Source organism: Dactylosporangium sp. NPDC051485 (assembly GCF_040682015.1).
In the GTDB taxonomy this organism is placed as follows: Bacteria; Actinomycetota; Actinomycetes; order Mycobacteriales; family Micromonosporaceae; genus Dactylosporangium.
Genome location: NZ_JBFAZW010000019.1, coordinates 46,708 through 60,201 on the forward strand (window position 1 = coordinate 46,708; position 13,494 = coordinate 60,201).

A 13,494-nucleotide genomic window follows, 5' to 3' on the forward strand; every position below is an offset into this window, starting at 1 on the left:
CAGGTTGAGGGGTATGTCCGGCCATTACAGCGCCTCCTCCACAACCTTCTCCGCCGCTCGCACACGGATCTCTCCGGACATCAGCTTCGGAAGCAGAAGGTCGCGAAGGTCAGTCAGCGTCCTCGACTCTCGCTGTCGTGAGGAGGCCAGATCGTTCAGATTCTGTAGCGCCTCGTTGATCCGATCGCTTCGGTCTGAAGGCGCTCGGATCACCATCTGTTCGATTCGGTCTGTCGCCAGACGACCTGTGCCATGCCCGGCTTCGTCGACGAGATCGAGAACGTCAGAACTGCGATTTCGAATGGCATGAAGCAAGAGGTCCCCCGTGATCCCATCAAGCGGAACGAGCGCCTTGCAGTCTTGGCCGAACGCTACCGTCCGTCGTGCAATTCCAATACGGAACTCTGTCTTCAGGCTCATGCCTCGAACGACGAATATCACCGTGCCCTTCGGTGCAAGTCGGGTGCCGTTTGATGCCCCGAGCTCGGTGACTTTTCGGTCGGACTCATCAAGCCATGGTGACTTTAGGCTAGCGGCTGAGATCCACGGAATGTCACCACTCCAGAACGTGGGCTCGGCCGTACTAGGAGTTCCGCCCGAATACCACCTGGCGGCATGGCGGAGGCTGACATCCTTCCAGTCGGATGTCCGCGATGCGGCGTCATACGTCGCACCTCCAAGTTCTAACGCCGCGTTGGATGTGTTTTCGTTAACAACAATCTTGTCATCGAGCGCGCCGAGTAGATCCGCAATAGCCTCCTGGGTGGCTCGGGCGGGAAGAGTGGGGAGTACAAGTCCTCGTATGTCTGCGACGTTCAAGTGAGCAACTGTCGATCCCCCGGCCTTCGAATGCATCCTTTCCTGGGTCTGAGGTGCGAGAAGTAGATAGTGGAGAAACCGCGGATGTATGCGATTACTATCCGGACGGATGAGCACCGTACGCTGGCCGAGACAGACTCTTTCAGTTGGTCCGACGCGGCCGACCTGCCCGACAGGAGCCTCGCGCGCAAAAATGAGATCACCCTCCCTTGGTACGGCGCGCGCCGTCCATGCCTCATACGTGCTCTTATCCACTCGTTTGCTCTGCGAAAGAATGATGCGACCATCGCGCAGATGCGGGGTACCTACAGAATAGGCATATTCACTGCCAAGCGCCGCAGCAGGCGCGGTCTTGTGCTCACAATCGACGATAGCCTCGCTTACATCCGCGAGGGTGACACTAGACATCGAGGCGCTCCAGCTGCTCGCGGATAACTACATCTAGTCGGGCAGATTCATCGAAGTGGTTGAAGAGCTCCTTTGCTAGACGGTCGATCTTCTCGGCCACTGGCTCGTCATCGTCCGCTGCGTCGACGGCCCCGACATAACGGCCGGGAGTAAGGACGTGGTCATGGATTCGGATCTCGTCGAGAGATGACGAGTAGCAGAAGCCAGGGACATCCTGGTACTTGTCCGTGGCGGATCGGCTGCCGCGCCACGCGTGGTAGGTGCCGGCGATCTTCGCCAAGTCCTGCCCGGTAAGAATTCGCTCGGTGCGGTCCATCATGGTTCCCATGGTGCGGGCGTCGATGAAGAGCACTTCGCCTCGCCGATCGGTGAGCCTCTTCGAACCTTGTGGGCTCTTGTCCTTGGCGAAGAACCAAAGGCAGGCCGGGATCTGTGTGGTGCGGAACAGTTGTGGTGGCAGGGCGATCATGCACGCGACGAGGTCCGCTTCGACCATGGCAGAGCGGATCTCGCCTTCACCGGATTGTTTTGATGACATGGATCCGTTGACGAGTACGACGCCGGCTGTGCCACGTTCAGCCAGCTTGGAAACGATGTGTTGCAGCCAGGCGAAGTTGGCGTTGCTGGCTGGTGGAGTGCCGTACTTCCATCGCGGGTCATCGGTCTTGCGAGCCCAGTCGGACATATTGAATGGCGGGTTGGCGAGGACATAGTCGGCGCGCAGGTCGGGGTGCTTGTCGGCGTAGAAGGTGTCCTCCCATCGGGTGGAGAGGTCGCCGTTGATGCCGTGGATGGCGAGGTTCATCTTGGCCAGACGCCAGGTGCGTTCGTTGGATTCCTGCCCATAGACGGCAATGTCCTCGCGCCGGCCGCGGTGGTTGAGGACGAACTTCTCGGCCTGGACGAACATCCCACCAGAGCCGCAGCAGGGGTCGTAGACGCGCCCCGAGTACGGTTCGAGCACCTCGACCAGTAGCTTGACGACGCTGGCCGGTGTGTAGAACTCGCCGCCTCGTTTGCCTTCGGCACGGGCGAACTTCTCCAGGAAGTACTCGTATACCTCGCCGAGGACGTCACGGGCGGGCTTGTCGCCGTGGCCGGTGAAGCGGGCGTCGCTGATGAGATCGACGAGTTCGCCGAGGCGGCGTTGGTCGACGTTGTCCCGGTTGAAGATCTTTGGAAGTACGCCGGTCAGGGCCTTGTTGGAGCGCATGACCGCTTCCATCGCCGCGTCGATGAGTGCCCCGACGCCTTCCGCCTTGGCGTTGGCCGACAGGTGCGACCAGCGGGCATCGGCGGGTACCCAGAACACCCCGTGTCCGGTGTACTCGTCGACGTCGTCGAGGAACTGGTCGAGCCTGGTCTCGGCGATGCCCTGGTCAAGCACCTCCTGACGGATCTGCTCGCGGCGCTCGTCGAACGAGTCGGACACGTACTTGAGGAAGACCAGACCGAGGACGAAGTCTTTGTATTGGGCTGCGTCCATGGAGCCGCGGAGTTTGTCAGCGGCCTTCCATAGGGTGTCGCGGAGGTCAGCCATGTTCGGCATGCCGGGCAGTGCCGTCTGGCCGTTGGCCTTCTTCCTGGGGGGCATGGGTCTCCTCGTCGTGGGTCTTCTATAGGTGGTTCGGTGTGATGGTCAGCGTGCCGTCGGCGATTCCGGTGACTGTGGTGCGGCGCAGCGTGTCCAGAGTGTCAATCTGTTCCTGGGCGCGGCGCCGTCGTTGATCCAGCTCGATGAGCAGCTCGTCAAGAGCCGCAGCCTCGTCTGGTTCGAGCACGGGGACAGGGATCTCGTCGAGGCGACGGCTGTGAACGGCACCGGGCGCGCGACCGCCGGGCGTGCTGGCGATCAGGGCGGCAAGGGTTCGAGGTGTCAGCGTCTGCCCCTTGTGGTTGAGCCGCAGGACCGCGGCGGGGTACTCGGCGATGCTGAACCCGTCGATGTCGACAAAGGTCATGACGTCCGCCGTGATGGCGACGATCACGTCGCCGGGCTCGGTGAGACGTGCGCGAGGGTACCGCTCGGCGAGCATCATTCGGTCGATTTTCCGATGCCCCGGTCGTGCTTGGCCGGTGAGCTCTGGGACGCCAATGACCCGGTGATGGCCGCCGCCCGTCAGATGCTCAGCAGCGATGCGGGCACCCTTAAGTCGCTTGACCTGCTCCTTTTTTATCAATGTGCCGATCGTGACCATCGAGCGCGCCTCGTCCTCCCTCGCAGCCATGTTGGCGGTGAGTGGCGGCGGCAGCGGCTGCTGGGCATGCTCGGCCAGCCGGGTCTGCAGGTCGAGGAGCAGCGCGACTCGCGAGTGCCGCAGTGTGTTGGCCTCGGGGAGTTCGGGTCGTCGTGGCCCGGTGAATGAACTATGCCCGGAGAGCAGGTCGGCGACGCGTACCGGGGTGGTAAGCGCTCGACGGTGAGCGGCTGGGTGGTAGCCCTCGCGGCGCCAGGTGGTGACGTCCTCGACGAGGTCGTTGACCACGTGCGCGGTGAGCGGCCGGTCGGAGACATCCGCGTGGAGTACGCGGCCTTGTCCGCGCCCGGACTCGTCCCTGCGCAGCACCCAAAGGCTGGTCTGGTAGCCGGGGCGGAACGGCATCAGCCCGCCGGGGAGCATGAGGATCGCCTCCACGGCATCGGTGCGAAGGATCTCGCTGCGGATCCCGGCCTGTGTGGGTGGCGTCTGTTCGGCCAGCAGATCGGCGGGACCAAGAACGACTGCGGCCTGTCCCGGGCCGAGGTCGGTCGCGAGGCGGGCGAGGAACCGCAGATGGCTCTCCCGGCTGCGGTTTTCCTGTGGGCGGTAGGGCAACGCGGTCGCCAGGACCCGCCAGGCCGTGGTCACGGGCGGGCGGCTTCGAGTGCGGACGTCGACGTCGGTCATGGGCAGCTCCCACACGCGCAGGCGACGGCGCAGCAACCTGGACATTTGTTCGCTACCAGTGACGGCGGAGATTCTTGGCTGGCCGTTCTCGCCGATGGCCGCGACGACGGCGGTGAGGAGATCACCAGTGCCGGCCCATGGGTCCATCACAGTCACTGTGCTGTGCATGGCCGCCTGCTCGCTTGCGCCGCTGATGGCGGCCATGAGCCCTGCAAGATCGGGTGAGATCGCGTCGCGGTAGAGCGCGGGAGCGTTGAGCCGATTCCGTGTGGCCAACAGCCGTTCGAACGCCTGCCGGCATCCCCATGCCGCCTCTACCAGTTCGTCGATCGCGTGAACAAGCCAGCCGGCATCATCCGGCAGTGCCCGGATCTCAGACAGCAGTAGCAGGTCAGACGGGTCGACACGGCTGGCACGCTCATCAAGATCACCCGCCCACCCTGCACCGGACTGCAACGGTTCGTCACCATCGAGGCCGCGGAGGCAGACGAGAGCCGTCGCGAAGGCGATCAGATCCCCGGGCTTCATCCCAGCGCCGAGATGCCACAGCGCGTACTGCCGCAGGTCCGGTTCGAGCGTCTCGCGGTTCGCGCGACCGGTCATCACGAGCCAGTCGAGGATCGCCTGGGCATCGAACAGCGGCCGTCCGGCGTCGCCTCCCACGGGTCGAGGGAAGGATCCGTTGTGCCGGCGCCGCCACACCGTGACGACCGGACGCCGTACTCCCGCCAGCTCGGCAATCTCCGGCATAGAGATGAGCAGGCCCCTTTCAGGCGGCATCGCTCACCTCCACCGAATCGATCGTGACTGTGCTAACCCTAGCGTTCAACACCCGAAGGTTCGATCTGCATCGCTGATAACCCAGGGTATCGGTATCCGGCTTTTGGAACATTAGTGATCTTGCTTCGATTGCAGTGCGTGGCCGACTTGTAACGGATCGGCCCAGGGCTGTCCTTCCGAGCCCTCACCTTCCATCTCCGACCGAGAGGAACGCCGATGTCTCGAACGCCCGCTGCCCGAGCGCGCGCCACCGTGTACCGCCTCGCCAAGTCCGGAGGGCTCAACGCCGTCATCCGTGCCAAGTACCTCGACCGGCCTGAGTTCGTCGCACAGCCGGTGACCGTCGCGGACACAACCGGCCTTCTCGCCGTTGGGCAGATCCGTGCTGAGAAGGTCCGATGGGCAGGAGACGTCGCAGGCTACACCGGCCTCGACATCGACCCTTGTAACGACACCGCCGCCGCCGTCCTCCTGCTCCCGGTCGACGATCACGTCTACGCGCTCTGCTACGGCATGGGTCACCACCTACTCGACTACAGCGTGGTCGAACCCGGCTTCGGGCTGCAGTACCTGGCGCGCGTGGCCGACGTGGACGATCTACGATCCGTCACCCGGCACACCATCGACCGCAGGGCGTTGATCGACCGGCGATCGATACCAACCGGCGGCGACGTACGCGCCTTCGGACTCGCCGAACTCGGCACCGTCGTGAGCAAGGTGGTCGGCCGCGGCATCGTCGCCCCTGACGGCAAGGCCGTCACGATCCGCGGCGCCGACGCCTTGAACATGCCGCTCGCCCGTGACCCCGCCGATCTCATCAAGGACTTGACCACCATCGGTACGACGCTCACGCAACCCATCACCCATCCCGATCTTGAGCTGCTCACACGACTCATGCCGTTGCAGCCCCGCCATCCTCAGCGGAAGAAACTCGACGCCCGTCTTGCCGCCGCCCTGCGCGGCGAGGCGGATGAGCGGCTCGGCACAGGGTGGCCGTGGGAGCAGTCCGACGAGTTCAGCGCCGTCGACACGGTGAGACTGCTGCACGTCCCGGGCGCCGAGGACGTGGTATTGCCGTGGCTGTCGATTAACCACCTCAAGGAGATCATCGGAGAGTGGCCGTTCCGCAACCCGCTCGACCTGCTCCGCACGATCAAAGTCATGCTCATGAGCGACGACGACGCCGCGCTGAGCCCACAGATCCCTGCTGTCAAATGGATCGCCTTCGAGACCCGCATCGACGACAAGCTCTACTTCTTCCACGACGGCCGGTGGTTCGCGGTCGCCCAGGACTACGAGAGCCAGGTTCGCAAGGAGGCCGCCCGCATTCTCGGCGCCAGATCAACGCTGACCCTTCCGCCGTGGCCCGAAGGGATGGACGAGAAGAACTACAATGAGTTGGTTGCCCGCCAGGACGCTCGGTACCTCGTTCTCGATCGCAAACTGATCCGCACCGCGGTTCACCCACGGGGCATCGAGCATTGCGACCCGCTCGGACCAAACGATGAGTTCATCCACGTCAAGCGGCTCCGAGGATCCGACGACGCTAGCCATCTCTTCGCGCAGGTCCATGTCGCCATCGAACAGCTTCTGTACGACGCCGAAGGACGACGAGCTCTCGCCCAGAAAGTCGCTACCCGCAGCCAGGGGAAGCGCACCGCACCCGAGTCGCCGGTGAAGGTTGTCCTCGCGATCGGTGGACGCCGCAAGCTGCGTGTCAACGACCTGTTCACCTTCAGCCAGGTCACCTTGGTCCGGCTCATCCAGCATCTGGAGACCCGAAACATCGCGGTTGAAGTGATCGCGATCCCGCCTTCCTGACACTGAGCCTTTCCGAGCAACAGTTCGTGACTCTGTGTAGCGCACATTTTCAGATGGTTCGATCGTCTTTGAGGTGGGGGATGGTCAGAGCCGCGGCGGAGGCTTCGACGGTCGTCTTGAGCAGGCTGTCGTCACGTTCACCGAGCACGCGGAACCGGTTGCGGAATCCCGGGGTGAATTCGACGGCAGCGGAGGTCGCCGTTAGGACGAATTCACCCACCTCGTCAGTGACTGACCGAACGGGTTCTCGGTGACGCCGTACACATCCCACGCTGTGCGGTCGAAGGTACCCCAGCTACACTCTCGACTGCTGGCCGATGTGCTCGGACACACCTCGCCAGCGATCGGTAAAAGTGATTTTCTAAGGACGTGCACCGTGCGCCTGACGAAGCAGGTAATCCAGCAGCTGTTGGATCAGAATGAAGGATTCAAGACATCGACTCACTACAGTGACAGAAACAATACCAATGATAGGCAGTATCAGATTGTGGGTGGAGAGCTACGCATTCGTTCAACGGGCAAGACTTCGTGGGCGGACAGTCGCTACGACGAGGAGTTCGTAGCTGATGAGGATCAAACGAGAAGGTTCCTGAGAAACAACCTGGGCGCTTTGAACACCGACGGCCTGGATATGGACTGAGTCACTCCGCGCAATGGTCCGGTTGCTGGCTGCAACGGGCCGGTGTTGGAAAGTCCGAGACGCGCCAGAGATGGGCGCTGCATAGAAAGGTCCAGAACCCCGATAAGAAGGTGGCCTCACAGTTAGTCATTCCGAGCAAGAGGTTTGACTACTGACGGTTGCATGTGGTGCGGTTGGCAGCTGTCCTCGCGATTGCGCCGACAACCCGACTGCGCAGGCATTCGATCGAGGCCGTGATGAACGCACTGCCTCCGGAGACGGTCGCGGTGATGTGCGAAGACTATCCGCAGGAGCTGACGTGGGCCGTGTTTGATCAGAGGCGCTCCGACTGCCTCCAGATCATCATGGAGATGGTCGACGGCTATCGTGCTGACCCGTACCTGCTCCACCGCGTGGTCGACTGCATCGCCCGTATCGGCGGATACGCCGAGTTGGAGTACGCGCTCCACGTGGCATCAGCGGTTTCGACTCCGAGATTCCACAGATGTGGGCAGCTCACGCCGCCGAACGTCGTTCCGCCTTCGTCCCGCAGGGATTTTGGCTCGCCACACCGACACCCCTCGACTCAGAGTGACGGATACGCGGATCGGTCGGAAACCGCACGACCGCGGACCCGCCGCTCCATCCTTGCCTCGGCAGGTTGCGCGATTCCTGTCACTCAGATCCAGGTGTACGGCGCCGGAGCCGCCTGCTGACCGCCCGACTTCGCCAGCACGTCGAACAGTTTGACCGGCGCTGCCCCACCCTTGAGATCGATCCGGTAGAAGCCGGCAGTGGTGCTGTAGGTGATGGCGGACTGCCGATCGGGGGACAGCAGTACGGCGTTGAGCTTTGCCGTCGGTGCGGCCGATGCGAACGACACGGTGCCGGCAGCTACGTCGACCGTCGCGACTGCAACGGCGCCATACGGGGTTTCGTCCTTCGGGTCTGTGGTGTTGTGGAGGGCGGCGCACAGCCATGTCGTGTCAGTGATCTGGTCCCTGCAGAACGGCCACGGCAGCCATCCGCTGTCGACGTCGATCCTCGCCGGTTTGCCGTTGTACGTCAGGGCCGTCGCGGTCCAGTCCTTCGCGCCGTCCGGTGGGGCGTTGACCTTCAGATCCTGCTTGGCGAACTTTTCCGGACCGAGGTCGGTCGGCGCGGCGGCTGGTCGGGCCGGGTCGATGGCATAGCGGGTGCTCACCGTAGGTTGCTGCTTGTCGTCCTTCGCGGTCGCGACGAGCTTGCCGTCCTCGAAGTGTGGTTCGTCGAAGCAGGTGCCGCTGCTGGAGAACGTGGTCGGCGGCTTCACCGCAGCGTGCGCGATGTAGCCACCGGGTGTCCACTTGAGCAGGACCAGGTCGCATCCGCGGTCGCCGCCGATGTAGTACAGGTAGCTGCGGTCAGGGCTGAACCGCACTCGGCTTGCGGGGGCCGACGAGTCCATCACCAGGCTCGTCGACAGGAACCGGTCCTCCGGCAGGGCACCGTCGTAGAGCAGTGCGCCGTTCGCGGGGTCGTAGACGCGAACGGCAAACGTGTTTGTCCCCTGCTGGTAGAAGCTCACGATGCCGGATGGCGCGACTGCGCCCGCCTTGTCACTGGCAGCGCCACTCGGGTTCACCGCGTTTGAGGAGTCAGCCGATGTGCGATTGCATGCTGCAAGTCCGAGGGACGCGACCACTATTGCGGTCAGGAGCACAGCACGGAGCGGAGCGCGACGCATGGATCCCCCGAATGCAAACGTATCGACGCCGGTATTGGGCTCGTGAGCCTACCGTGAGTGGCGGAGGTGTGCTGCCCCGCCGTCCGACGTCGGCACCCATAGGTATCGGCGGCACCGAATACGTACTGGCCGTCGGTCAGTCGATCGAACTGAAGTTCGCAATCAACAGCCCTCCCGGCCCGGACCTCTTCGAGTACGACATCAAGGTGCGGTTGATCGTTGGCGGAGTGCCAGAGACCCGCACGGTGACCAACGGTCCACGCCACTACGTGTGTTGCGGACGGATTACCTACGTGGGCTACCACGCAGCGACGTACACGTGGACGATATCGCCTCAGCGCACAGTACGAGTCTGCCCATCGCAGACCTACACCGGTGATGCGCCGCCCCGGAAATGTGAACCACCGCAACCGTGCTGACCCTCTCTCCAGGAGTTCCAGGTGCCGATACAACGAGCCCTATTCGTTCTTCTCCACCTGTCGAGGATCTCAAGTGCGCCAATCGCTGACGACTGGGCGTACCGGCCGCTCGGCGTGACCTTGGGGTATGGCCAGCAAGCGTCGGTGCGAAGTCCGACCCTACCCCGGGTACCGACAGGTAGGGTCCGCTTCATGGCCGAGGAGACTCCCGTCCCGATCCAGCTGCTCGCCGTCCTGAACGTCTGGTCAAGAAGAACCGGCGTGAAGGCTTCGCGCCGGTTCGGGGAACACTCGGTGCTGGTGCGGACGGCCGCGTCGGAAGGGGCGACCAGGTTCCCGATGCCGTAGTAGTCCGACGATCACATCGATCGCTTGGCCCAGCAGGTCGTCAGTCACGTTGAGGTGGGTGACCAGCCGTACTTGATCCGCGGAGAGCGCGCAGCACAGCACGCCTTGGGTCGCCGCCGCCGCTACGAACTCCCCGGCCTTCCAGGTGGTGCCGCGCAGTTCCAGCACCAGCATGTTGGTGTGGACCTGGGCAGGGTCGGCTACGCCATAGGGGGTGAGCGCGGCAGCGAGGACGGCGGCGCGTCGATGATCGTCGTGCAGTCTGGGCAAGTGGTGCTCAAGGGCGTAGCGGGCAGCCGCGGCCATGATGCCCGCCTGGCGCATTGCGCCGCCGAGTTGCTTACGGATCTTCCGAGCTCGCTGGACGACGTCGGTGGAGCCGATCACGAGTCCGCCCATAGGCGCACCAAGGCCCTTGGCCAGCGAAACGGAGATGACGTTGAACAGCCGGCCGTACTGGGTCAGCGGCACACCGGTGGCGGTGTGCGCGTTCCAGATCCGGGCGCCGTCGCAGATCAGCGGAATGCCAGCTGCTGTGGCGACTCCATGCAAGGCGATGAGCTCGTCCAGTGGGTAGACCAGGCCACCAACTCGGTTTGCGGTTTGTTCAACGGCAATCGCTGCGGTCGGGTTGGTGTAGAACTCCGACCTGCCCAGCAGCGACGTGACCGTCCGCGCGTCCAGTAGCCCGTTTACGGCTTGACCCGTCCGGGCGGAGATTCCCCCGATCGCGGCCAACGCGCCGTGTGCATGTGTGACGAGTTCGGCGGTCGTGGCGCAGATCAGTTCGTCGCCGCGGTTGAGCAGTGCCATGAGGCCGGCCAGGTTCGCCATGGTGCAGCTCGGCATGAACAGCGCCGCCTGTCGGCCGAACAGCGTGGCAACGTCGCGCTGCAGCGCCTGCGCGGTGGGATCCTCGTCGAACCCGTCATCACCGACGACGGCCGCGGCCATGGCCGCGCGCATCCCGTCGGTGGGTTGGGTAACAGTGTCGCTGCGCAGGTCGACAATGCTGTTCACGACATTCTCGCTCGGGTGCTTCGCGCCGCCGGCGGGCGTCGGCGGCGTCTAGTGAACCTCATGAGTTGAACAGCTGCTCGTCGAGTCCGGCCGGGCGGACCGATTCGGGGCATGACGGCGAGTAGTAGTTCATCGTGACGACCGCTCGGGTCACCGGGCTGTGCAGGGGTTCGACGTAGTGTGCGTGGGCTCGCGCGTCGAAGAAGTACAGCTGGCCCCGGTGCGGGTAGATGATCCCGCAGTCGGCGTCGACGTCGGCGACGGTGCGGGCGTTCCTGTCGCGGGCCACGACCAGGCCGCCTCCGGTGCTCGGGTCGAGGTCAGTGAGGTACAGCAGGCCCTGCATGGGGTTGCTGTCGACGTGGCAGGGGTAGCGGGTGCCGTCGGGTCGCAGGATGTTGAGGCTCAGCGCTCGGTTCAGAGTCGTCGTGATGAACAGCTCTTCCTCGGTCAGCTGCAGGGCGAGCTGGCGGAACCAGCCGGTGTAGAGCTCGATGAGCCACGGTGCGTCGGCGGCGAGGTGCTCGCCGTTGACGGTCTCGAGTGGGATTTCGGCGTCGGCGTCTTCCCGGGCGGTGGCCATCAGGGGCCGGAACGTGTGCCGGGCGGCGCTGTGCTGGGCGAGGTCGAGTAGTTCGGTGTCCCAGCCGGCCGGCAGGGCTGCGGCGATGTCGAAGACGTGCCAGTGGAACGGCATCAGGGTCGGGGGCCGCCAGGTGGCGGCGAACGTCGACGCGAACGCGGAAGGGGCTTCGGTCGTGGATCGCACTGTTGCTCCTCAGGATTGGGTGGGTGCCGGTCGGGGGTCGTCGCGGTTCGAGGGTTGCCGCTCAGCTGTAGCCGGTTTCCGCGGCGTGGTAGACGGTGCTGCTGCGTTGCCACAGCAGCGGGAACAGGGGCCGGGCGGCCAGGCGGCGCAGGTCGGTGATCGGCCGGCCGCGCATGCTCGTCGGCTGGTCAGCCGATGCGGCGTCCGGCTCGGTGGTGGCGTGCGGGTGGCCGCCGAGGAGCTGCCACACCAGCGTGAGGTGCCCCTGCTTCCAGGCCAGGATTCGGGTGTCGAGGCGTTGCAGGTGCAACATCACGTCGGCCAGCAGCGCCCGGCTGGTCTGGCCGGTGTAGCCGGGTTCGGTCGCGTTGACGAGATCGTCGAGGGTGACGCCGTGCGCGGTCAGAGTCTGCTCGAATCGCTCCCAGACCGCCGCCCCGGCCTTGCGGAGGCTGCGCGCGCCGGGTGAGTCGAGCCCCGTGGCGCCCTGCGCGAAGCGCCCCCGCATCTGCAGGAAGACTGCTTGCGGGAGTGCGTCGGTCAACAGGCGCAGGCAGCTGACCGGCAGCTCAGCGAGGGATGTGGCCCGCGCAAGCGTCCGTCCTGCGTCGACGAGGTCGTCCTTGGCCAGTGCCGCATCGAGCAGGCACAGCGCGTCGTGGATGCCGACCCACGCGTATTCGGTCATCACGTGCGCGAGCTGGAACAGCCGGTGGTCGCGGTGGGCCAGGTCGCTGTCTGGGACGAGCGCGGACAGCGCCTCGGTTAGGTGCAGCTCGGTCTCGTAGCCGCTGTCGCCGCCGAAGGTGTAGCGCAGCCGAGGGTCCGGCTGGGATGCGTTGAGGGTGATGGTCATCGTCTGCTCCGTGGTGTGTGTTGCGGGGCTGTTTTCGGTCTGCCGGCTGCGGCGATCAGGGTGGCGAGGATGGTCAGCCCGACGCCGGTGAGCATCGAGGCACTGGGCCCGCCACTGGACGGCACCGGGGTCACGGTGTCCAGGACGACGGCACCGGTCAGCTGCCCGACGGTCATGGCGAGGCCGAGCAGGAGGACACCGGTGTGGCGGACCACCGCCGCAGCGATCGCGATGAACGCGACGCCGAGCGGGCCGCCGAGGTACATCCACGGCGAGGTCGGCAGCCCACCGCTCGGCACATCACCGGCCAGGACAGCGATGCCGAACGCGAACAGCAGGACGACGGCTCCGGCCGCGAAGCTCACGAGCGCGGCAGGCCCTGCACCGCCGGCCGTGACCCGGACCCGGCCGTTGGCGGCCTGCTGCCAGGCCATCCCGGCACCGGCGGCGACGGGAAGCAGCAGCAGCGGTAGCGACTGTGGCCGGGTGAGCTGCCCGGCGACTGTGATCAGGACCGCAGTCACGGCGAGTGCCGCGCCGGCGGCCCGTGCCGGCGTGACCGGCTGCGGCCCGGTTGGTGCGGCGCCGCTGCGATCCAGCAGCAGCCCACCTGCCGCCTGCCCGGCGACGGCAGCAACGGTGAACGCGGCGACCCCGAGAACGGTCACGGTAAGGCTCTGGATCACCACCAGATAGGCGCCGAGCACCCCGCCGAGACAGTGCCACCACTGCAGCGTCCCAGCTCGCACAGCATCCCGGACCCCTGCCAGACCCTGCCGGCCGCGGCGGGTTGCCGCGACGACCACCAGCAGCAACAGCAGGCCGGTGCAGAACGACAGCACCGCGGCGGCGCCCGGGTGGTGCAGCTGGCCGGCCAGCGCGCCGTTGATGCGGGACTGCACGGCCACCGCGATGCCACCGAGTCCCGCGGCCGCGAGGCCGATAGCGCGTCGGGGCGCGATCGGTCGAGTGCGGCGGTGGAATGCGGGCTGCGGGGTAGCGGCCTGCGGGGCGCCCAGCG

At 65.2% G+C, this 13,494-nt stretch carries 11 protein-coding genes; 2 read left to right on the top strand and 9 right to left on the bottom strand.

Features of this window, described 5'->3' with window-relative positions; all coding sequences use genetic code 11:
- Positions 1-24: 24 nt before the first annotated feature.
- From AB0M46_RS13615 to AB0M46_RS13625, 3 genes are read right to left on the bottom strand one after another with little or no spacing between them, the layout of a single operon-like run.
- Positions 25-1,227: a restriction endonuclease subunit S gene (locus AB0M46_RS13615; RefSeq protein WP_363335654.1), complete on the bottom strand. Its 1,203-nt coding sequence runs from the start codon at positions 1,225-1,227 to the stop codon at positions 25-27.
- Entirely contained in the window at positions 1,220-2,821 is a 1,602-nt protein-coding gene (locus AB0M46_RS13620) for a class I SAM-dependent DNA methyltransferase (protein WP_363335656.1), read from the bottom strand. Before AB0M46_RS13620 ends, AB0M46_RS13615 begins: the two co-directional genes overlap by 8 nt.
- Before the next feature lie 22 nt (positions 2,822-2,843).
- Complete coding sequence (locus AB0M46_RS13625) at positions 2,844-4,778, bottom strand: hypothetical protein (RefSeq protein ID WP_363335658.1); 1,935 nt, start codon at positions 4,776-4,778, stop codon at positions 2,844-2,846.
- Positions 4,779-5,111: 333 nt separating this feature from the next.
- On the opposite strand from AB0M46_RS13625, the gene AB0M46_RS13630 reads away from it, so the two are divergent.
- A complete protein-coding gene (locus AB0M46_RS13630) occupies positions 5,112-6,716 on the top strand; it encodes a DUF6119 family protein (RefSeq protein ID WP_363335660.1) in 1,605 nt (534 codons plus the stop codon).
- 49 nt (positions 6,717-6,765) lie between these two features.
- On the opposite strand, the gene AB0M46_RS13635 is transcribed toward AB0M46_RS13630, so the two are convergent.
- Complete coding sequence (locus AB0M46_RS13635; protein WP_363335661.1) at positions 6,766-6,936, bottom strand: hypothetical protein; 171 nt, start codon at positions 6,934-6,936, stop codon at positions 6,766-6,768.
- A gap of 156 nt (positions 6,937-7,092) precedes the next feature.
- Between AB0M46_RS13635 and AB0M46_RS13640 the strand changes: the two genes are divergently transcribed.
- Complete coding sequence (locus tag AB0M46_RS13640) at positions 7,093-7,356, top strand: hypothetical protein (RefSeq protein ID WP_363335663.1); 264 nt, start codon at positions 7,093-7,095, stop codon at positions 7,354-7,356.
- 658 nt (positions 7,357-8,014) lie between these two features.
- On the opposite strand, the gene AB0M46_RS13645 is transcribed toward AB0M46_RS13640, so the two are convergent.
- The 5 genes from AB0M46_RS13645 to AB0M46_RS13665 form a co-directional block, all read right to left on the bottom strand.
- Positions 8,015-8,902, bottom strand: coding sequence for a hypothetical protein (locus AB0M46_RS13645; RefSeq protein WP_363335664.1), 888 nt, complete (start codon positions 8,900-8,902; stop codon positions 8,015-8,017).
- 824 nt (positions 8,903-9,726) lie between these two features.
- Entirely contained in the window at positions 9,727-10,839 is a 1,113-nt protein-coding gene (locus AB0M46_RS13650; RefSeq protein WP_363335762.1) for a GntG family PLP-dependent aldolase, read from the bottom strand.
- 67 nt (positions 10,840-10,906) lie between these two features.
- Positions 10,907-11,617, bottom strand: a complete 711-nt coding sequence (locus tag AB0M46_RS13655; RefSeq protein ID WP_363335666.1) for a 2OG-Fe(II) oxygenase — start codon at positions 11,615-11,617, stop codon at positions 10,907-10,909.
- A 61-nt stretch (positions 11,618-11,678) separates the two neighbouring features.
- Positions 11,679-12,473: a hypothetical protein gene (locus tag AB0M46_RS13660; RefSeq protein WP_363335668.1), complete on the bottom strand. Its 795-nt coding sequence runs from the start codon at positions 12,471-12,473 to the stop codon at positions 11,679-11,681.
- Positions 12,470-13,435, bottom strand: coding sequence for a DMT family transporter (locus AB0M46_RS13665; RefSeq protein WP_363335764.1), 966 nt, complete (start codon positions 13,433-13,435; stop codon positions 12,470-12,472). The genes AB0M46_RS13660 and AB0M46_RS13665 overlap by 4 nt, the downstream gene beginning before the upstream one ends.
- Positions 13,436-13,494: the final 59 nt, after the last annotated feature.